The 20,893-nt window shown below is 72.1% G+C and carries 19 protein-coding genes; 16 read left to right on the top strand and 3 right to left on the bottom strand.

The genetic code is table 11. The annotated features are described in order from the left end of the window. Positions 1-40 precede the first annotated feature (40 nt). The gene (locus IU476_RS36375; RefSeq protein ID WP_324194378.1) at positions 41-1,690 is read left to right on the top strand and encodes a GMC oxidoreductase; all 1,650 of its coding nucleotides are present in this window, start codon (positions 41-43) and stop codon (positions 1,688-1,690) included. Positions 1,691-1,918: 228 nt separating this feature from the next. On the opposite strand, the gene IU476_RS28095 is transcribed toward IU476_RS36375, so the two are convergent. The 3 genes from IU476_RS28095 to IU476_RS28085 all read right to left on the bottom strand — a co-directional run bounded on the left by IU476_RS28095 (position 1,919) and on the right by IU476_RS28085 (position 4,992). Beyond that, positions 1,919-2,764 carry a 3-hydroxybutyryl-CoA dehydrogenase gene (locus IU476_RS28095; RefSeq protein ID WP_195105108.1) on the bottom strand — a complete coding sequence of 282 codons (846 nt, stop codon included), beginning with the start codon at positions 2,762-2,764 and terminating at the stop codon, positions 1,919-1,921. 165 nt (positions 2,765-2,929) lie between these two features. Next, entirely contained in the window at positions 2,930-3,895 is a 966-nt protein-coding gene (locus IU476_RS28090; protein WP_195105106.1) for an alpha/beta hydrolase, read from the bottom strand. Positions 3,896-3,987: 92 nt separating this feature from the next. Beyond that, positions 3,988-4,992, bottom strand: coding sequence for a GlxA family transcriptional regulator (locus IU476_RS28085; protein WP_195105104.1), 1,005 nt, complete (start codon positions 4,990-4,992; stop codon positions 3,988-3,990). Between the two features lie 78 nt (positions 4,993-5,070). On the opposite strand from IU476_RS28085, the gene IU476_RS28080 reads away from it, so the two are divergent. From IU476_RS28080 to IU476_RS28010, 15 genes are all read left to right on the top strand, one after another. Further along, positions 5,071-5,694 (top strand): TetR/AcrR family transcriptional regulator, encoded by a 624-nt coding sequence (locus IU476_RS28080; RefSeq protein WP_195105102.1) that lies wholly within the window; start codon positions 5,071-5,073, stop codon positions 5,692-5,694. A gap of 250 nt (positions 5,695-5,944) precedes the next feature. Continuing rightward, positions 5,945-6,946, top strand: coding sequence for a glycosyltransferase (locus IU476_RS28075; RefSeq protein ID WP_324194377.1), 1,002 nt, complete (start codon positions 5,945-5,947; stop codon positions 6,944-6,946). Beyond that, entirely contained in the window at positions 6,943-8,178 is a 1,236-nt protein-coding gene (locus IU476_RS28070; protein WP_195105101.1) for a glycosyltransferase, read from the top strand. Before IU476_RS28075 ends, IU476_RS28070 begins: the two co-directional genes overlap by 4 nt. Before the next feature lie 14 nt (positions 8,179-8,192). Beyond that, positions 8,193-9,176: an NAD-dependent epimerase/dehydratase family protein gene (locus IU476_RS28065; protein WP_195105100.1), complete on the top strand. Its 984-nt coding sequence runs from the start codon at positions 8,193-8,195 to the stop codon at positions 9,174-9,176. 47 nt (positions 9,177-9,223) lie between these two features. Beyond that, complete coding sequence (locus tag IU476_RS28060) at positions 9,224-10,846, top strand: carbamoyltransferase family protein (RefSeq protein WP_195105099.1); 1,623 nt, start codon at positions 9,224-9,226, stop codon at positions 10,844-10,846. Positions 10,847-10,850: 4 nt separating this feature from the next. Further along, entirely contained in the window at positions 10,851-12,380 is a 1,530-nt protein-coding gene (locus IU476_RS28055) for an HAD-IIIA family hydrolase (RefSeq protein ID WP_195105098.1), read from the top strand. Further along, positions 12,377-13,408: a glycosyltransferase family 9 protein gene (locus IU476_RS28050; protein WP_195105097.1), complete on the top strand. Its 1,032-nt coding sequence runs from the start codon at positions 12,377-12,379 to the stop codon at positions 13,406-13,408. The genes IU476_RS28055 and IU476_RS28050 overlap by 4 nt, the downstream gene beginning before the upstream one ends. Continuing rightward, positions 13,405-13,995 (top strand): D-sedoheptulose-7-phosphate isomerase, encoded by a 591-nt coding sequence (locus tag IU476_RS28045; protein WP_195105096.1) that lies wholly within the window; start codon positions 13,405-13,407, stop codon positions 13,993-13,995. The genes IU476_RS28050 and IU476_RS28045 overlap by 4 nt, the downstream gene beginning before the upstream one ends. Further along, a complete protein-coding gene (locus tag IU476_RS28040) occupies positions 13,992-15,551 on the top strand; it encodes a PfkB family carbohydrate kinase (protein ID WP_195105095.1) in 1,560 nt (519 codons plus the stop codon). Before IU476_RS28045 ends, IU476_RS28040 begins: the two co-directional genes overlap by 4 nt. A 42-nt stretch (positions 15,552-15,593) precedes the next feature. Continuing rightward, positions 15,594-16,292, top strand: coding sequence for an SDR family oxidoreductase (locus IU476_RS28035; RefSeq protein WP_195105094.1), 699 nt, complete (start codon positions 15,594-15,596; stop codon positions 16,290-16,292). Beyond that, a complete protein-coding gene (locus IU476_RS28030; RefSeq protein WP_195105093.1) occupies positions 16,283-17,281 on the top strand; it encodes a glycosyltransferase family 9 protein in 999 nt (332 codons plus the stop codon). The genes IU476_RS28035 and IU476_RS28030 overlap by 10 nt, the downstream gene beginning before the upstream one ends. After that, complete coding sequence (locus IU476_RS28025; RefSeq protein ID WP_195105091.1) at positions 17,271-18,575, top strand: UDP-glucose dehydrogenase family protein; 1,305 nt, start codon at positions 17,271-17,273, stop codon at positions 18,573-18,575. Before IU476_RS28030 ends, IU476_RS28025 begins: the two co-directional genes overlap by 11 nt. A 113-nt stretch (positions 18,576-18,688) precedes the next feature. Then, a complete protein-coding gene (locus tag IU476_RS28020) occupies positions 18,689-18,874 on the top strand; it encodes a DUF2795 domain-containing protein (protein ID WP_195105089.1) in 186 nt (61 codons plus the stop codon). Between the two features lie 7 nt (positions 18,875-18,881). After that, positions 18,882-19,778, top strand: coding sequence for a glycosyltransferase family 2 protein (locus IU476_RS28015; RefSeq protein WP_195105087.1), 897 nt, complete (start codon positions 18,882-18,884; stop codon positions 19,776-19,778). Further along, positions 19,775-20,671: a glycosyltransferase family 2 protein gene (locus tag IU476_RS28010; RefSeq protein WP_195105084.1), complete on the top strand. Its 897-nt coding sequence runs from the start codon at positions 19,775-19,777 to the stop codon at positions 20,669-20,671. The genes IU476_RS28015 and IU476_RS28010 overlap by 4 nt, the downstream gene beginning before the upstream one ends. Positions 20,672-20,893 lie beyond the last annotated feature (222 nt).

Genomic DNA, 20,893 nt, shown 5'->3' with positions numbered 1-20,893 from the left:
TGCTCGAGGCGGGACCCCGGCACGCGGCGCCGCGGCAGGAGTGGTCGCACGCCGAATACGACGCCAACAACCCGAATACCGGATTCCTGCGGTTCGGCCCGCAGGACCGCCGCAAGCCCGCCTGGTTCCGGGAGTGGGCGACCAATCTGTACGTGTGGGAGCTGGCCGGGGTCGGCGGCACCACCACCCATTACTTCGGCAACTGCCCGCGGCCGTTTCCCGGTGTGTTCCAGGGATATTCGGGTCCGGACGCGGCCGCCTACGACCGCGACCACGAATTCCCGTTCCCCTACGCGGAATTCGTGCCGTATCTGGAGTGGGCGGAGGCGACCCTGCCCGTGCAGACCGCCGCCATGGGCACCAAGGAGGCGCTCACCTTCCGCGGCTGCGAGCGGGTCGGCCTGCCGGTGCAGACCACCCGCACCACGACCACCGATTCCTTTCGCCCGCAACAGAACGCCATCCTGCAACCCGGCGGAAACGCCGCGCACAGCGACCGCACCGATCTGCTCACCTATCCGGCGGCCACCGGGTGCACCTTCTGCGGCCACTGTTTCCAGGGCTGCTACGAACCGGTGCAAGCCCCGCGCAACCAGTTCGCCAAACGCTCCACCGACAACAGCTATGTGCCACTCGCCTTGGCCGCGGACGCCGTCCGGCCGGGCGGCAGGCCCGTCGAGTTGCGCGCCGATTCCTTTGTGCGGTCGATCAATTCGGAGCAGCGCGGCGGCGAGGTGGTCGCGACGGCGTCACCTGGCGCGACAATTCCTCCGGCGCGGAATACACCGAGGACGCCCGCGTGGTGGTGCTGGCGGCCGGGTCGACCGAGAGTCCGCGGTTGTGGCTCAACAGCGGCCTGCCCAACCCGAACGACTGGGTCGGCCGCGGGCACACCGACCACTTCCTGGATTGGGTGGTCGGCAGTTTCGACGAGGACACCGGCAATTCACGCGGCGCCAACTCCTCGGCCCGGATCGACTTCCCCGGCCGCGGCGGCATCGAGAACGTCGGGCTCACACCGGCGATCCAGGCCTTCTCGATGTGCCTGTCGGACAGCGGGGTTCGCGGCGTGTACGACAACGGGCGCGGACCGCGGGGAGCGTGGGACGGCCCGGCGGGACGGCTTGTCGGCACCGAGCTGACCGACCTGCTGAGCGACGGCATCGACCACCTGCTCAACTTCCTGATCCTCACCGACGACCACGTGCAGGCCCGCAACCGGATCAGCCTGTCGCTGTTCCCGGCCGACGAGAACGGCGCCCCCGCCAAGGTCGACGTCACCCGGCGGCAGCGCACGCCGCGCACGCTCGAGAATCGCGAGTTCCTCGCCAACCGGGGTGCGGAGATCATGCGGGCCGCGGGGGCGAAGAAGGTGTACCGGATGGACTGGGCGCCGCTGCTGCTACACGTGCATTCCTCGATGCGCATGGGCGCCTCGCCCGCGAACTCGGTGCTCGACGGCGACGCCCAGGCCCGCTGGGTGAAGCGGCTGTTCGTCGCCGACAACTCCGCGCTGCCCAACTCCCTCGGCGGTCCCAATCCGACGCTGTCCACCCAGGCGCTGGCGACCCGGACGGCCGAGAAGATCTTCGCCGCCTACTTCGGCGGCGACAGCTGGGTCGACAAGGAGGCCCCCATCGTCACCACCGACCACCGCATCTCGGCCCGACTCACCGAACTCGGCCTATAGCCGCGCACCAGCACACGGTCGGCGGGCGAGTACCGTCGGCGCACCCGCGCGGTCGGCTAGCACTGTCGGCGCACCCACGCGGTCGGAGCACGAGCACTGTCGGCGCACCCACGCGGTCGGAGCACGAGCACTGTCGGCGCAACCGCACGGTCGGCTCGCGAACACGGTCGGCGGGCGAAAACCGCTGCCGCCGAACGTGTTCCGCTGTCGTGCCGGTGGGTGTACGGGTCAGTAGGTGTAGAAGCCGCGGCCGGTCTTGCGGCCGAGGTAGCCCGCCTCGACCATGCGGCGCAGGAGCACCGGCGGTGCGTACTGGGGTTCGCCGAATTCCTGGTAGAGCGATTCGGCGACGGCCAGGGTGACGTCGAGGCCGATGGTGTCGGTCAGGCGCAGCGGGCCCTGCGGGTGGGCGCAGCCGGAGACCATGCCCTCATCGATGTCCTCGGCGCTGGCGAAGCCGGTCTCGAACATCCGGATCGCCGCGCACAGATAGGGAATCAGCAGGGCGTTGACGATGAAGCCCGCCTGGTCCTTGGACTCGATGGTGCGCTTGCCCAGCACGTCGCGGGCGTAGGCGGTGACGGTATCGGCCACGGCCCGTTCGGTTTTCAGCGTGACCACGATCTCGACCAGCGGCAGCACCGGCACCGGGTTGAAGAAGTGCAGGCCCACCACCCGGCCGGGGTCGGCTGTCGCGTTGGCCAGCCGGATCACCGGGATCGAGGAGGTGTTGGTGGCGAGGATGGTCTCGGCCGGCACGATGGCGTCGAGCTTGGCGAAGAAGTCGGCCTTGAGGCTCTCGATCTCCGGCGCGGCCTCGATCACCAGTTCCCGGTCGGCGAAGTCGTCGATGTCGACCGTGAGGGTGATCCGGGCCCGGGCCGCGTCGGCGTCGTCCTGCGCGAGCCGACCCGACTTCACCGCCCGTGCCAGCGACTTCTCGACCCGCGCGACGGCCGCGTCCGCCGCCTCCGCGTCCCGCTCCAGCACCAGGACCTGCCCGCCGGCCCGCGCGGCCACCTCGGCGATGCCGGCCCCCATCGTCCCGCCACCGATCACGCCAATCCGTTGCACGCGGTTCTCCTTCGTCTGCCGGCGCCCACCGGCGCCTGGGTGTGCGACCGCGCCGGTGCGCGGCGCGGCGGTGTTTCCGCTACGAGGGTCGCACACCCGCGACCGCTGACCGCCGCCCGCGTGCGGTGTGTGTGCTCGGTCACCTCCCGGGCACACCACCGCGGCCTACGCCGGGTGCAGCGCGCCGCGCAGCACCGTGACCGCCTGTGCCACAGCGGCTTTGGCGGCGTGCGTGTCGTGCATGGAGTTGACCATGACGAAGTCGTGGATGATGCCGCCGTAGCGGGTCTGGACGACGGGCACGCCCGCGGCGCGCAGCTTGCCCGCGAAGGCCTCGCCCTCGTCGCGCAGCACATCGGCCTCGGCGGTCACGACCAGGGCGGGCGGCAGGCCGGACAGCTGCTCGGTGGTGGCGCGCAGCGGCGACGCGGTGATCTGCGCGCGGTCCGCCTCATCGGTCGTGTACTGGTCCCAGAACCATTGCATGCCTTCGCGAGTCAGGAAGTAGCCGGTGGCGAACCGGCGGTAGGACTCGGTGTCGAAGGCGGCGTCGGTCACCGGGTAGAACAGCACCTGCTGGGCGAACGAGACGTCGCCGCGCTCCTTGGCCATGAGGGTCAGCGCGATCGCCATGTTGCCGCCGACCGAGTCGCCCGCGACCGCGATCCGGCTCGGGTCCAGGCCCTTCCCCTCACCGTCCGCGGCGACCCACTGGGCGACCCGGTAGGACTGCTCGTTCGCCACCGGGTACCGCACGTCGGGCGAGCGGTCGTACTCCGGGAACACGACCGCGGCGTGCACGCCGACGGCGAGGTCGCGCACCAGGCGATCGTGGGTGTGCGCGTCGCCGAACACCCAGCCCGCGCCGTGGGTGTAGACGATCACCGGCAAGGCTTCGGTGACGCCCTGCGGCTTCACGATTCGGGCCCGCACCGAACCGGTCGGGCCGCCCTCGACGGTGATCCACTCCTCGTCGATCGCGGGCTTGTCGATCGGCGAATCCTGGACGGAATCAACGGCTTTACGGCCCTCCTCGGGCGGCAACTGGTAGAGGAACGGCGGCTGCGAGGTCGCGTCGACGAATTCCTGGGCGGCCGGCTCCAGCGAGAGGCCCAACGGGTTTCCTGCCATTTTTCGCTCCGATCGGTGAAGTGCGCTGCGCGACCGAGTCTGCGCGGTAATCCGGTGCCGCGCCCCTCGCTACGGGACGCGAAAACCCCGGTTCAGGACACCGCGGCCGGGAGCGCCGCGGGCGCGCCCGTCGACCGAAAACGCTGCTGGTACTTGCGCGGTGAGATGCCCAGGCGCGCCACGAACGCACGCCGCAGCGCCTCGCTGCTGCCGTAGCCGGCGGTCATCGCGGCCTCGGTCACCGAGTAGCCCGCGTGCAGCAGATCGCGGGCGACGCCGAAGCGGATGAACGCCACGTACTCCGCGGGCGAATGCTGCAACTCGGTGCGGAACAGCCGCGTCAGATGCCGGACACTGACCCGCGCGTGCTCGGCGAGGGTCTGCACGGTGTGCGGGAACGCCGGATCCGCGCAGATCAGATCGACGACCTTGCGGATCAGCGGGCTGCTGGGCACCGGCCCGCTCAGCGACGCCGAGAACTGCGACTGCCCGCCGCCGCGCTGCATGTACACCACCATCAGCTGCGCCACCCGGCGCGCGACATCGGCCCCGAAATCCTCCTCGACCAGCGCGAGCGCCAGATCCACGCCCGCCGCGACGCCGGCCGAACTGTAGAGATTGCCGTCCCGCACGAACAGGGCGTCCGGCGCCACCGACACCTGCGGGTAGCGGCGCGCGAGCGCCGCGGCGAACTTCCAGTGCGTGGTGGCCCGGCGGCCGTCGAACAGCCCGAGTTCGGCGAGCACGAACGCGCCGGAACAGATCGAGGCGAGCCGGCGCGTGTGCGCGGACAGGTGGCGCGCCGCGCTCAGCACCTCCGGGGTCACGAACCGCGTCGGCGGCAGCTCGCTGCCCGGGATCACCACGGTGTCGAACCGGCCCGCGTCGGCGGCGGACCCGCTGACCTCGATCCGCGCGCCGATCGAGGTCGCCACGCCGCGGCCGTCGGGCGAGACCAGCACGACCTCGTAGCCGGGCGCAGCCTGATTGGCCTCCACGAACACCTCGGCCGGACCGGCGAAGTCGAACATCTTGACACCGTCGAACACCAGAATGCCCACCCGACGGGGCGACGGCTGCGTGAAATTGGAGGACATGTCCACCATAATTCTGGAGCAGTGCTCCAAAACAAGGGTTGTGGGCAGGGTCGCATCCCGATTGCTACGGTGAACCCCATGGGACGGCCGCGACAGTTCGACGAATCGAGCCTGCTCGACGCCGCCACCGAGCTGTTCTGGTCGCAGGGTTTCGACGACACGTCGGTCGAGGACGTCTCGCGCGCGACCGGCGTGGGCAACGGCAGCATCTACGCCGCCTACGGCAACAAGCGCGGCCTGTTCCTCGCGGCGTTCGAGCGTTACTGCGAGCAGCGCGCCCGGTTCGTGCGCGAGGTCGTCGGTTCGGCGCCGGGTTCGGCGCGCGCCGCGGTGCGCGCGCTGTTCGAAGCGGTCATCGACGACTGCGTGGCCCAGCCGGGGCGGCGCGGCTGCCTGATGCTCAACAGCATCGCTCAGCTCGGCTCGCGCATCCCGGAGGTGAACGCCCTCGGCGCCCGGACCACGGCCGCCATGGAGCAGGGCGTCGCCGAGCGGCTCGAGCGCGCGGCCCGCCTCGCCGGCGACGAGGTCGATCCGGCGGACCTCGCCGCGCACAGCGCCAACCTCGTGGTCGTGGCGCAAGGCCTGATTCAGTTGAGCCGCTTGGGAACTCTGCGCCCCCGGTTGCGTGAGATAGCCGACGTCTCGAGCCGGTCGATGCCGTGGGCGTGGGCCGACCGGTCCGCCCCCGTGACGGCGTAGGCGTTTCACCCACGGCGGAGCGGCGGAGCGATCCGGCACCACAGGATCGGGCGTGGCGAGCGGTTGCCAACCGGATGCCACGACCTGAAAATCGCTGCGGTACATGCCTGTGAAGTGGAGAAACGCGCCGCTGTGACCTGCGGACCAGCAGTCCGGTAAGAAGCGTCGGTTTTCGACACGCCCGACGGGGCAACCGCACGGCGTGACCGAATACGAAACCGGCGGCGCACCGCGACCGTTCACGATCCTCGTGTGGCACGTGCACGGGTCGTGGACCACGTCGTTCGTCCGAGGCAGGCACACCTACCTGCTGCCGTGTTCGCCCGAAGGTGGCCCGTGGGGTCGCGGCCGGTGCGGCCGGCCGTGGCCCGACTCCGCCGTCGACGTGCCGCCCGACCGCTTGCGGGAGTGGCCGATCGATCTCGTCGTGCTGCAACGACCGGACGAGATCGAGCTGACGCGGCGCTGGCTCGGCGCCCGGCCGGGCATCGACATCCCCGCGGTCTACGTGGAGCACAACGCCCCCGGCGGCTCGGCGGCGTCGACCCGGCACGTCCTCGCCGACCGCGACGACATCCCGCTGGTGCACGTGACCCACTTCAACGAGGTGATGTGGGACAACGGGATCTGCCCGACCACGGTGATCCGGCACGGCGTGGTGGACCCCGGCTACCGGTACAGCGGCACCGTCCCGCACGCCGCGACCATGATCAACGAACCGGTTCGGCGGATGCGCGTCACCGGGACCGACCTGCTGGCGCCGCTGTCGTCGGCCGCGCCCGTGGACGTGTTCGGCATCGGCACCGACGGGCTGCACACCGCGCTCGGCCTGTCCCCCGACCGGGTCCGGGGCATGGGCGATCTCGATCTCACCTCCCTGCACACCGCGGTGGCGCAGCGCCGGGTCTTCGTGCACACGCCGCGCTGGACGTCGCTGGGACTGTCGGTGCTGGAGGCGATGCATCTCGGCATGCCGATCGTCGCCTTGGCCGCGACGGAGGCGGCGGCGACGTTCCCGCCCGAGGTGGGTGTGGTCTCCGCCGACCCGGCCGAGCTGGCCGAGGCGGTCGGCCGCTTCGTCGCCGAACCCGAGCACGCCCGCACCGCGGGTCTGTCGGCGCGGCGGTGGGTGCTGGCCAACCACGGCGTCACGGCGTTCCTGTCGGCCTGGGACCGCCTGCTCGCCGGGACCTGCTCGAAACACGCAGCGCAGCAATTCGAATCCGTCGACAGTTGGGAGTACACGCGATGAAGGTCTCGATGGTCTCCGAACACGCCAGCCCGCTGGCCGCGATCGGCGGGATCGACGCCGGCGGCCAGAACGTGCACGTCGCGGAGCTGTCGGCGGCGCTGGCCCGGCGCGGCGCCGAGGTCACCGTGTACACCCGGCGCGACGACTCCACGCTGCCGGACCAGGTCGACACCCCGGACGGATACCGGGTCGTGCACGTTCCCGCCGGGCCGCCGACCGCCTTGCCCAAGGACCGATTGCTGCCGTACATGGACGAATTCGGCGACCGGCTGCGCGAGCACTGGGACGCGGACCGCCCCGATGTCGCGCACGCCCACTTCTGGATGTCCGGCGTGGCCGCCGAGCGCGCCGCCGCGGCCTCGGGCGTGCCCGTCGTGCAGACCTTCCACGCGCTCGGGGTGGTGAAGAAGCGCTATCAGGGCGCGGACGACACCAGCCCGGAGTGCCGCATCCAGACCGAGCGCACCGTCGCCCAGCGCGCGGCGCGGGTCGCGGCGACATGCAGCGACGAGGTGTTCGAGCTGGCGCGGCTCGGCCTGCCCGCCGGTCGGGCGGCGGTGGTGCCGTGCGGTGTCGACCTGCGCCGCTTCGTGCCCGACGGACCGCGGGCCCCGCGCTCGGCCGCCGCGCGGCTGCTCGCGGTGGGAAGACTGGTGCCGCGCAAAGGTTTCGACACCGCCATCCGGGCGCTGGCCGACCTCCCCGACACCGAACTCCTCGTCGCCGGCGGCTCACCGACCGGCGGGCTCGAGGACGACGCGGAGGCCCGGCGCCTGCTCGACATCGCCCGTCGGCAGGGTGTCGCCGACCGCGTGCGGCTGCTCGGCTCGGTCTCCCGCGACGACATGCCCGCCCTGCTGCGCTCGGCCGACATGGTGCTGTGCACCCCGTGGTACGAGCCGTTCGGCATGGTGGCACTGGAGGCGATGGCCTGCGGCACCCCGGTCGTGGCCTCGGCGGTCGGCGGACTGCTCGACACCGTCCTGGACGGCGTGACGGGACGCCTTGTCCCGCCGCGGGATTCGAGCCGACTGGCCACGACGATCGCGGAGGTGCTCGCCGACGACGAGCAGCGCGCCGCCATGGGCCACGCGGGATACCGCCGGGCCCGCTCCCGCTACTCCTGGGACCGCATCGCCACCGACACGCTGCGCGTCTATCACTCCGTCCAGGCGGCCGAGGCCGTGCCGAACACACGCGCGGCGGCCGCCGCCGGGTGGACGAAATCCTGACGGGGGCCTGAAACGTGAACAGCAGCTTCCGTTTTCGCCGCGCGGTCGTCACCGGATGCGCCGGATTCATCGGGACCAACCTGTGTGTGGCGCTGCTCGAGCGCGGCGCGTCGGTCGTCGGGCTGGACAACTTCGCCACCGGCGACCCCGCCAATGTCGCCGAGCTGGAACGGTATCCGGGTTTCCGATTCCTCCGGCACGACGTGACGCAGCCGCTCCCGGAGGTCGGCGCGACCGATTTCGTGGCGCACCTGGCCTCCGCCGCCTCCCCGATCCACTACGCGCGCTTGGGCGTACAGACGCTGAAGGCGGGCGCGGACGGGACGGCGGCGGCGCTCGAGCTCGCCCGGCGGCACGGCGCCCGCTTGCTGCTCGCCTCCACCAGCGAGGTCTACGGCGATCCCGCCGAACACCCGCAGCGCGAAACCTATTGGGGCAACGTCAATCCCGTGGGCCCGCGCAGCGTCTACGACGAAGCCAAGCGCTACGCGGAGGCGTTGGTCAGCGCGTACCACCGCGACCGGCTGGCCGACGTGACCATCGCGCGCATCTTCAACACCTACGGTCCCGGCATGCGCGCCGACGACGGGCGGATGGTGCCCGCGTTCATCGAGCAGGTGCTGGACCGAAAACCCTTGACCGTCACCGGAGACGGCCGCCAGACCCGTTCGATCTGCTACATCGACGACACGGTGCGCGGGCTGCTCGCGCTGGCCGAATCCGACCATCCCGGACCGGTGAACATCGGCAATCCGCACGAGATGACGGTCGACGAGATCGCCGCGCTGATCCGTCGGCTCGGTGGCGGCAACTCGCCGATCCGGCGGATCGCCACCCCGGCCGACGATCCGCGGCGGCGCTGCCCGGACATCGGATTGGCTCGGGCACAACTGCATTGGGAGCCGACGGTCACGCCGGAGGACGGCCTGCGCCGCACGCTCGAGTGGTTCGCCGCGCGTCGCGAGCGCGCGCAGTTTACGACAGCAAACGCCGGGTAGTTCGCCGGTGGGCCGCCGCCCCTGCGACACCTACAGGAGGGTGTTCGATGCGCGTATTGGGAATCAACGCAATATTTCACGACTCGGCCGCCGCGCTCGTCGTGGACGGGGAGATCGTCGCCGCCGCCGAGGAGGAGCGGTTCAGCCGGCGAAAGCACGGCAAACGCCCGGTGCCGTTCTCCGCGTGGGAGCAACCCGAGCAGGCCGCCGCGTGGTGCCTGGCGCAGGCCGGGCTCACCGCCGCCGACCTCGACGCCGTCGGCTACTCCTACGACCCGGCACAGGTGGATCACGCGCTCGGCGGCCTCGACCCGAGCTGGGAGCCGCTGCGGACCCGATTCGCCGAGCGCGCACCGCATTTCCTCGCTTCGGCGCTGCCGGGCCTCGATCCGGCGAAGGTGCGTTTCGTCCGCCACCACGTCGCGCACGCGGCGTCCTGCGGCCTCGCCGCACCCTTCGGCGACGCCGCGGTGCTCACCCTGGACGGCCGCGGCGAGTCCACCTCGATGCTGGCGGGCGAATACCGCGACGGGAAACTCGACGTGCTGGCCACCCAGCGGCTGCCGCATTCGCTCGGCCTGATGTACGAGGACCTCACCACGCATCTCGGCTTCGCCCGCTCCAGCGACGAATACAAGGTGATGGCGCTGGCCTCGTACGGTAAGCCGCGCTTCCTGGACTCGCTGCGCGAGCGCGTGTACAGCACGGGCGACGGCGGTTTCCGCACCGAACCGATCGACTGGGACTCCTACGCGCCGCGCCGCGCGCCCGCCGAGGAGATGCGCCCCGAGCACGCCGACCTGGCGGCGTCGGTGCAGCTGCGGCTGCAAGAGGTGCTGCTCGAGCTGTGCCGGTGGCTGCACTCGGAAACCGGGGCCGACAAGCTCACCCTGGCCGGGGGCATCGCGCTCAACTGCGTCGCCAACACCACGCTCTACAACGAAGGGCCCTTCGACGACATCTGGGTGCAGCCCGCGGCGGGCGATTCGGGCACCGCGCTGGGCGCGGCGCTGACCCTCGCCGCCGAATCCGGCGAACCGGCCGGGCCGATGACCACGGCCGCGCTCGGCCGCGGCTTCTCCGACGCCGAACTCGAACAGACCTTGCGCGAGGCACACATTCGCTACGAGCGGCCCGCCGACCTCGCGGGGACCGTGGCGGCGGCATTGGCGGACAACGACGTCGTCGCGTGGTTTCAGGGCCGGGCGGAATTCGGCCCGCGCGCCCTGGGTTACCGCTCGCTGCTCGCGCATCCGGGGCACGCGGCGAATCTGGAGCGGCTCAACGCCGTCAAGGGCCGCGAGCAGTTCCGCCCGGTCGCGCCGATGGTGCTCGCCGAACGTGCCGCCGAGATCTTCTCGCGCGGGCCGCTGCCCAGTCCGTACATGCTGTTCGTGCACGACGTCGCCCCGGAGTGGCGCGATCGTCTCCCGGCGGTGACCCACGTCGACGGGACCGCGCGCATCCAGACCGTCGACCGCGCCGATCATCCGCTGCTGGCCGACACGATCGCGCGGTTCGGCGAGCGGACCGGGCTGCCCGTGGTGGTGAACACCAGTCTCAACACCGCGGGCCGCCCCATGGTCGATTCGCCGCGAGACGCGTTGGAGTGCTTCGGTTCCGCGCCGGTCGATCTGCTCGTCCTCGGTCCCTTCGTGGTTCGGCGGTAGGCGCATGCACGAGGACACTCCGGACTACACGATCGTGATCCCCACCATCGGGCGCGCGGGTCTCACGTCCGTGCTGCGCGCCGTGGACGGGTCCACCGGGCTCACCCCGGCCGAGATCGTCGTCGTCGACGACCGGCCCGCGCCGCAGGCGGACCGCGAGCCATTGTCCGTGCCCGACACCGACATTCCCGTGCGCGTAGTGCGGTCCGGCGGCCGCGGCCCGGCCGCCGCCCGCAATGTCGGCTGGCGGTCGGCGCGGACGGAATGGATCGCCTTCCTCGACGACGACGTGATTCCCGGGGACGACTGGCGCGCGCGGCTCGCCGAGGACCTGCGCGGGCTACCTCGCCAAGTTGCCGGATCACAGGCCCGCATCCGGGTGCCACTGCCGCCGGGGCGGCGGCCGACCGACGCCGAACGGGGCACCGCCGCGCTGGCCACGGCCCGCTGGATCACCGCCGACATGGCTTATCGCCGTGCGGCACTCGCGGAGGTCGGCGGCTTCGACGAACGGTTCCGCCGCGCCTACCGCGAGGACTCCGACCTGGCCGCGCGCATCGTCGCGGCGGGCCACCACATCGTGACCGGGAGCCGGGTCACCACCCACCCACCCGCGACCGGATCGCTGCTGTACTCGCTGCGCATGCAGGCCGGGAACGCGGACAACGCCCTGATGCGGCACAAATACGGGCGCGACTGGCGACGCCGGATCGGCGAGGGCGGCGGTCGGCTGGGCCGGCACGCGGCGATCACCGCCGCCGGCGGAGCGGCGGTCGCCTGCGTGCTGGGTCGTCGGCCCGGGCTTGCCGCCGTCTGCCTCGGCCTGTGGCTCACGGGCACAGTCGAATTCGCGGCCCGGCGCATCGGCGCGGGTCCCGCGACCGCCTCGGAACTCACCGCGATGTCGCTCACCAGCGTGTTGATCCCGCCCGCCGCGTGCTGGCACCGGATGCGCGGCGAATGGCAGGTGCGGCGCCGGACCCGGCGTCCGCGACCGGTCGCCGCGCCGCCGCTGGCCCTGCTGTTCGACCGGGACGACACCCTCATCGTCGACGTGCCGTATCTGTCGGATCCCGCACTGGTGCAACCGGTTCCGCGGTCGCGCCAGGTGCTCGACCGGCTCCGTGCGGCGGGCGTGCGGCTCGGTGTGGTGAGCAACCAGTCGGGCGTCGCTCGCGCTCTGATCACGCCGGAGCAGCTGCGCGATGTGTCCGAGCGCGTCGAGGAACTGCTCGGCCCCTTCGACACCTGGCAGGTCTGCCCGCATCAGGCGAGCGACGAATGTGCTTGCCGCAAGCCGAAACCCGGCCTGGTGACCGCGGCCGCGCGGGCACTCGGCGTGCCGCCGCAGCGGTGCGTGGTGGTCGGCGACATCGGCGCGGACGTCGACGCGGCGCTCGCCGCCGGAGCGCGCGCCGTGCTGGTGCCGACGGCCAAGACCCGGCCCGACGAGATCACCCGCGCGGAGGCGCACGCCCTGGTGGCCCCCGATCTGGAGTCCGCGGTCGAACTGGCGATGGCGGGTGCGCGGTGACGGGGCGGGTGCTGGTGGCCCGGCTCGACAGCGCCGGTGACGTCCTGCTGTGCGGGCCCGCGGTGCGCGCCGTCGCACGGCACGCCGGGCCGGTCGTGTTCCTGTGCGGGCCGCGCGGCCGGGCGGCCGCCGAACTGCTGCCGGGTGTGGAGGAGATCGTCGAATACCACGCGCCCTGGGTCGATCTCGAACCGCCGGAGCTGACCGCCGAGGCGATCACCGCGCTGGTCGACCGGCTGCGCCGCCTCGAACTCGACCAGGCGGTCGTGTTCACCTCCTTCCACCAGTCCCCGCTGCCGCTCGCGCTGATCCTGCGGATGGCCGGGGTGCGGCGGATCTCGGCGATCAGCGTGGACTACCCGGGTTCGCTGCTCGACGTCCGCCACCTCGTCGACGACGATCTCCCCGAACCGGAGCGGGCGCTGTCGCTCGCCGCGGCCGCGGGCTTCGCGCCGGACCCCGCCGACGACGGCAAGCTGCGAATCCGCCCGCAGCTGCCCGACATTCGCGGTCTGGCGGGCGATCCGGGCTACGTGGTCTTCCACCCCGGCGCCGCGGTGCCCGCCCGCCGGATGTCGGCCGGGCGCAGCCGGGAGGTTGCCGCCGCGCTCGTCGCCGCCGGACATCGGCTCGTGGTCACCGGCGCGCCGTCGGAGCGCGAACTGACCGCCGAGGTCGCGGGCGACGACGCCACGGATCTGGGCGGCAAGACCGACTTCGCCACCCTCGCGGCGGTGCTGCGGCAGGCCCGCGCCGTCGTCGCGCCCAACACCGGGCCCGCGCACGTCGCGGCCGCGGTCGGGACACCGGTCGTGTCGCTGTTCGCGCCGGTCGTACCGGCCCGGCGGTGGGCGCCCTACGGCGTGCCGCACGTGCTGCTCGGTGACCAGCGCGCAGCCTGCGCGGGCAGCCGCGCCCGCGTCTGCCCGGTGCGGGGACATCCCTGCATCGACGGCATCGCCGATGACGAAATCGTCTCGGCCGTCAGCGAATTGACGTGCACCCGAGGAGAGGACAGGTTGCCATGACCCGCACCGACAGCGGAGCCCGGTCGATCCGCGACCATTTCGCCTCGCTCAGCACCGCGCTCGACCACAACGCCCACGTGGCGACGCGGGTGCGGCAGTGGGGCGAACAGCTCGCCGATATCTACGCCCGCGACGGCCGGCTGCTCGCCTGCGGCCACGGGGGCAGCGCCGCCGAGGCGCAGCACCTCACGGGCGAGCTGGTCGGCAGATTCCGCGACGAGCGCCGCCCGTTGTCGGCCATCGCGCTGCACGCCGACACCTCGGCGGGCACCGCGATCGTCAACGACTACGGCGCCTCGCAGCTCTACGCCCGGCAGGTCGTCGCGCACGGCCGACCCGGCGACGTGCTGATGCTGTTCTCCACCAGCGGCACCAGCCCGGCCGTGGTCGCCGCCGCCAAGGCCGCCGCCGACGCGGGGGTGCTCACCTGGGCGGTCACCGGGCCCGCGCCGAATCCGCTGGCGTCGCTGTGCACCGACGCCATCGCCGTCGAAGCGCCCAGCGTCGCCACGGTGCAGGAGATGCACCTGGTGCTCATCCACTCGCTGTGCACCGCGCTCGACAACGCGCTGGGAGTGACGCCGTGAGGCGCGGCCGGCCGCTCGTGATCGTCGGCGACACCCTGCTGGACGTCGACATCGAAGGCTCCGCCCGGCGGCTGTGCCCCGAAGCGCCCGTGCCCGTGCTGGACCAGAAGCGCCGGGCCGAGCGACCCGGCGGCGCGGGGCTGGCCGCGATGCTGGCTCAGCGGCACGCCGCCGACCGCGTCGTGCTGATCACCGCGCTCGGCGACGACCCCGCCGCCCACCGTTTGCGCGAACTGCTGGAGCCACAGGTCACCGTGCTCGCCCTGCCACTACACGGCGACACCGTGTGCAAGACCCGAGCACGCGCCGACGGCCAGTCCATCGTGCGCATCGACTCCGGCGACGGCTACGCCGCCCATTCGCCCTTGACCGACGAGATCCGCTGGGCGATAAGGAAATCCAGCACCATCCTGGTCGCCGACTACGGCCGCGGCGTCACCGCCCACCCCGAACTGCGCACCCTCCTCACCGAAGCCGCCGGCCGAGTCCCCATCGTCTGGGACCCCCACCCCCGCGGCGAATCCCCGGTCCCCGGCATCCGGCTCGCCACCCCCAACCACAGCGAGGCCACCGGCTTGACCGCCAATGACCCAAGCCACACCGCAAGCCTGACGACGGCGCAAGCCGAGGATGCCGACGCGACGGCCGGTCGACGGAACGGCAGCGAAGCCACGGGCTCGACGGCAGGGCGGCAGGCTGCCGGGCGGCAGGATGCCGGCGTGACTGCCAGGTCCGGGATCCATGGCCGGGCTGCTGGTTCGGCGGACGGGCAGGCCGGTGACGGAGAGCGGGCGCGGGCGCTGGCCGAGCGGTGGGGCGCGGAGGCGGTTGTCGTCACGCTCGGAGCGCAGGGGGCCGTGTGTCATGACCGGCGGGCCGACCGCACCGATCGGGTGGCGGTGCCGCTGGCGATGCAGACGCTGGCGAATGCCGATACCTGCGGTGCCGGTGATCAATTCGCGGTGGCGGCCGCCCTCGCGTTGCAGCGCGGGGACGGCGTGCGGCAGGCGGTGGAGGCCGGAGTGCGGGCCGCGGCCGAGTTCGTCGGCAAGGGTGGCGCACAGGCCGCGATCGATTGTCCGGCAATGGAAGACGAGGCACCGGGCGACGCGTTCGCCTTGGCCGATCGGGTGCGGCAGGACGGTGGGCGCCTGGTCGCCACCGGCGGGTGCTTCGATCTGCTGCACCCGGGCCACATCTCACTGCTGCGGCAGGCGCGCGGGCTGGGCGACGCCCTGGTCGTGTGCCTGAACTCCGACGACTCGATCCGCCGCCGCAAAGGTGACGACCGGCCCGTGGTCCCCGCCGCCGACCGCGCCCGGGTGCTGCTGGAACTGGCCTCGGTCGACGCGGTCGTCGTCTTCGACGAGCCGACGCCGACCGGCCTGCTCGACCGGCTGCGCCCGGACGTGTGGGTGAAGGGCGAGGACTACGCGGGCAGCGACCTGCCCGAAGCCGACACCGTGCGGCGGCACGGCGGCGAAATAGTCCTGGTACCAGTGCTTCCCGGCTATTCGACCACCCGTCTCGTCGCCGCCGCGCGCACCAGCGCGTAACCCCTTCCACTCGACAGCGCATCACGAGGAGAGGACACGACCATGAGTACGACCACCCCCTTGGGCAACGTCCTGATCACCGGCGGCGCCTCCGGTCTCGGCGCCGCGACCGTCGCCGCCGTCGCCCGCCAGGGCGGCACCCCGCTGGTCCTGGACCGCCAACCGCCTTCCGCCGACGTCGAATTCGAGCAGGTCGACCTCGCCGATTCCGAGGCCGCCGAGAACGCGGTGCGCATCCTCGCCGACCGCGCGGGCGGCACCCTCGACGGCGTCTTCACCGCCGCGGGCATCGACAGCTGCGGCGGGCTGGACACGGTCCCGGCCAAGGACTGGGAGCGGGTCGTCCACGTCAACCTGCTCGGCACGGCCGCCGTGGCCCGCGCCGCGCTGCCCTACCTGCGAGCCTCGCGAGGGCGGCTGGTGACCTGCGCGTCCACGCTGGGGCTCAAGGGCGTCGGCGACGCCACCGCCTACTGCGCCTCCAAATTCGGCGTCGTCGGCTTCACCCGCGCCCTCGCCGCCGAGACCGCGGGCGAGGTCGGGGTCACCCTGCTCATCCCGGGCGGCATGCACACCGCGTTCTTCGACGACCGCGACGAGCAGTACAAGCCGCCGCCCGACGCTGTGCTGAACCGTCCCGAAAACGTCGCCGAGACAGTGCTTTTCGCACTGCGCCAGCCCGCGGGCTGCGAGGTGCGCGAGCTGGTGGTGTGCGCGTCGACGGAGAGTTCGTGGCCGTGATCCTGGTGCTGCGCGCGCTCGGCGTCGGCGACCTGCTCACCGCGGTGCCCGCGCTGCGCGCCCTGCGCCGCGCCCACCCCGGCGACCGCATCGTGCTGGCCGCACCCGCCGCCTTGGCGCCACTCGCCGCCCTCACCGGCGCGGTCGACGCCGTCCACCCCACCCCCGGCCTCGGCGCCACCGACCTCCCCACCCACCCCGCCCTGGCAGTGAACCTGCACGGCCGCGGCCCGCAAAGCATCGCCGACCTGACCGCCACCCACCCGAACCACCTGCTCACCCACCACCACCCCGCGTATCCCGCAGTGCCCGGCCCGAATTGGGTCGAAGACATCCACGAGGTAGACCGCTGGTGCCGACTACTACAACACAACGGCATCAACACCGACCCCACCGACCTGTTCCTCGACCCACCCAACAGCGACAACGGGCACAACCGCCACGCCTCCTTGTCCGATGCGGACCGAGCCGGGGATTGGGCAGACACGGTGGTGGTGCATCCGGGTGCGGGGGCGCCTGCGCGGCGGTGGCCGCCGGAGCGGTACGCCGCTGTGTCCGCGCATCTGCGCGAGTCGGGTAGGCGCGTCGTGATAACCGGCTCCGCGGCCGAGCGCGAAGGCGCGCTGGCGATTGCGGACGCCGCGGGGGTTCCGGCGGGTCACGTGCTGGCCGGGGTGCTCGATCTGGCCGAGACCGCGTCCCTGGTGGCGGCCGCGGCCTTGGTCGTCTGCGGCGACACCGGCATCGGGCATCTGGCCACCGCGGTGCGCACGCCCTCCGTGCTGCTGTTCGGGCCCACTCCGCCGCAGTGGTGGGGCCCGCCGGCCGGCCTGGCGCACCGGCACCGGGTGCTGTGGAGCGGGACCCGCGGCGATCCGCTCGGCGCGGCCACCGACCCAGGACTGCTGCGCCTCACCGTCGACGAGGTCGTCGCCGCGGTGGACACCCAACTCGCCTCGACCGCAAGGGAGTTCGGTCATGTCGGATGAACGCATCGGTGTCGTCGGCACCGGATACGTCGGCACCACAACCGCGGCCGGTCTCGCCCATCTCGGGTGGGACGTGACCGCCGTCGACGTCGACGAGGCCTGTGTCGAACGGCTGCGGCAGGGCCGCACCGAACTGCACGAGCCGGACCTCGAACCACTACTGCGCCAAGGCATCCGGGCCGGGCGGCTAAGTTTCGACGTCGATATCGAACGGCTCGCGGCGGCCGACATCGTGTTCGTGTGCGTGCCGACCCCGGCCACGCCCTCGGGCGCAGCCGACCTGAGCGCCGTGCACGAGGTCCTCGACTCGCTGTGCGAGACCCTCCACCCGGGCGCGATCGTCGTGCTGAAATCCACTGTGCCCGTGGGTACAACACGCGAGGCGGCGGTCGCGGCCGCCCGGTACGGGCTGCACGTCGCGAGCAATCCGGAGTTCCTGCGCGAGAGCCACGCGGTCTACGACTTCCTGCACGCCGACCGGATCGTCGTCGGCGCGGACGACGAGGGCGTCGGCGACCGCGTCGCGAAGCTCTATCGGGGCCTGGAGTCCTCCGCCGTGCAGATCGTCGACTTCGAGAGCGCCGAACTGGCCAAATACGCCAGCAACGCCTTCCTCGCGACCAAGCTGTCGTTCGTCAACGAACTCGCGGAGCTGTGCGAAAAGGTCAGCGCCGATATCGAACTCGTCGGCGAATGCCTCGGCTCGGACCCGCGGATCGGCGCGGCGTTCCTGCGGCCCGGCCCCGGGTGGGGCGGCTCCTGCCTGCCCAAGGACACCCAGGCGCTGCTGCACGTCGCCCGCGGCAAACACGTGTCGCTCGGCGTGCTCGCGGCGGCCGTGGCTGCCAACGACGCCCAGATCGACCGTGCCGTAAAGGTTTTGGGACGTGCCGTGGGACGTGCCGACAATTCGCTGTCGGGAGTGCGGGTGGCGCTGCTGGGCCTGACCTTCAAGGCGGGCACGAGCGACCTGCGCGACTCCCCCGCCCTGCGGCTCGCCGCCGCGTTGTCCGATCGCGGCGCGCTGCTGTGCGCCTACGACCCGACCGTGACGCCGGAGGACGCCCCCGCCCTCCCGCTGTCCGAGGCCGTGCGGGTCGTCGGCGACCCCTACGACGCCGCGCGCGACGCCGAGGCCGTGGTCGTCGCCACCGAATGGCCCGAATTCGCCAAGCTCGACTGGCCCCGGCTCGGATCCCTGGCGCGCCGCCGCCTGGTCGTCGACACCCGCAACCTACTGGATGCCGAGACATTGCGGAACGACGGATTCACCGTCGTCCGCAACGGCCGCTGACGCCCCTTCGTTTGCCGTCGGTAGGCCCGGGTAAGGCGTGGGCGGCAGGCGAATACGAGCGGCCTGCCCGGAATGACAGAGATGTCCGAGTTCCACCGCAGGAAGGAGTTGCCATGAGTGAACTGAATCCCGTCGCGCTGCAGAAGTACCTGCACGGCGTGAACTATCCGTGCGATCGGGACGGCCTCGTCTCGGCGGCCCGCGACAACGGCGCCGGGAACGACGTCATCAACAGCCTGCAGAAGCTTCCGCAGCAGTCCTACAGCGGACCCGACGCCGTCAGCAAGGCGGTGTTCTGAGCCGACCATGGACACGACCGGAGGTTCGAGGACGACGGTGGTGGTCGCGACCCGTAACCGGGCCGACGAACTGGTCACGACGCTGGACCGGCTCGCCGACGCCGACCCGCAACCACCGGTCGTGGTGGTCGACAACGCGTCCGACGACCACACCGTGCGCGCGGCGGCCGGCTTCCGCGGCCGGATCCGCGCGCTGGAGGTGCTGGCGCTGCCGCGCAATCACGGCGCGGTCGCCCGCAATCACGGCGCGCGCCGCGCGACCACCCCGTTCGTGGCGTTCTGCGACGACGACGCGTGGTGGGCGCCCGGCGCGCTGCGCACCGCCGAAGACCTGTTCGACCGGCATCCGGAGGTCGGCCTGATCGCCGCCCGCACGCTGGTCGGACCGGAGCGGCGCGACGACCCCGTGAACCATCTGATGCTCGACAGTCCCCTGGGCACCGATCCCCGCGCACCCGGGCCGTCGGTGCTGGGCTTCCTCGCCGGCGCGAGTGTCGTTCGACGCGAGCCGTTCCTGGCCGCGGGCGGCTTCTCCCCCGTGCTGCACTTCGCGGGCGAGGAGACGCTGCTCGCCTACGATCTCGCCGCCGCGGGCTGGCTGCTGTGCTATTCGCACGAGGTCGTGAGCCGGCACATGCCCTCGCTGCGGCGGCTGCCGTCCACCGCGCGCCGCGATCTCGAACTGCGCAACAGCGTGCTCACCACCCTCATGCGCCGCCCCGTCGGGGCGTGCGTGCGCGAACTCGCCGCGATGGGCGGCACGGTGCTGCGCCATCCGAGCCGCGCACCCGTGCTGTTCGGCGTCGCGGCGCGGCTGCCGCGGGCCTTGCGTGCCCGGCGTCGGCTGCCCGACCACGTCGAGGACCGCATCGCGCTGTTGCGTGCGGGAAAGGAAACGTCATGACGCCACCGCGGGTCAGCACGGTGATCATCACCCACAACCGCCGCGACGAGCTGGAGCGCACGCTGCGGCACATGACCCGGCTCGACGACAGCGGTCCGATCATCGTGGCGGACAACGGTTCCGCCGACGGCACGGCCGCGCTGGTGCGGGAGAAGTTCCCGCAGGTGACGTTGCTGCCGTTCACCGAGAACCTGGGCGCCATCGCCCGCAACCGCGCCGTCGAACGGGTGACCACGCCCTACGTCGCGTTCTGCGACGACGACACCCGCTGGCAACCGGGCGCGATGACGCTCGGCGCGGATCTGCTCGACACCTACCCGGAACTGGGCTCGGTCACCGGGCGATGTCTGGTGGCTCCCGGACTGGCGGAGGATCCGCTCACGCCGGAGCTGCGCGATTCGCCTGTCGCCGCGCCGGATTGGATGCCCGGCCCCGCACTGCTCGGCATCATGGCCGGGCTGTCGGTGTTCCGGGTGTCGGCGTTCCGGCAGGTCGGCGGGTTCTGCGAGCGTATGTGGCTCGGCGGCGAGGAGGAACTGCTCGCCCTGGATCTGGCCGCCGCGGGCTGGTGGATGATGTGGGAGGAGGACATGATCATCCACCATCAGCCGTCGGTCAGCCGGGACGCCACCCGCCGGCGACAGCTCGGCATCCGCAACACCCTGTGGACGCTCTGGCTGCGCCGTCCCGTACGCAGTGCCCTCCGCCGCACCCGCACGATCCTGAGCACCGCACCGAAGGACGCCGCGACGCTCGGCGCGATCGCCGAGGCAGCCGCGGCCTTACCGTGGGTCCTGCGCAAGCGAAAGGTAGTGCCCGCCCACATCGAAGCAGGCTTGGTCCTACTCGAGGAACCCCAATCCCGTTCGCCCGCCCGCCGATACATCGGCTGACGTAGCGAGTTCGCCTGGGGGCCTGCCGCGTCCGAGGGGGAACCTACGCGCCGTGCTGCGGCGAAGGCGAACCCTGGGGCCTTGCTGCAGCGAAGATGAACCTGGGCATCCTCCCGTGCCGAAGGTGAAGCTTGGGCATCCCGCCGCGCCGCAGATGGAGCTTGGCCGTCTGCCGCGCCGCAGATGAACCAGTGCGCCTTGTCGCGCGGACGAAGCCTAGGT

Source organism: Nocardia blacklockiae, assembly GCF_015477355.1.
Lineage (GTDB): Bacteria > Actinomycetota > Actinomycetes > Mycobacteriales > Mycobacteriaceae > Nocardia > Nocardia blacklockiae.
This window is presented reverse-complemented; position numbering and strand designations above follow the sequence as displayed.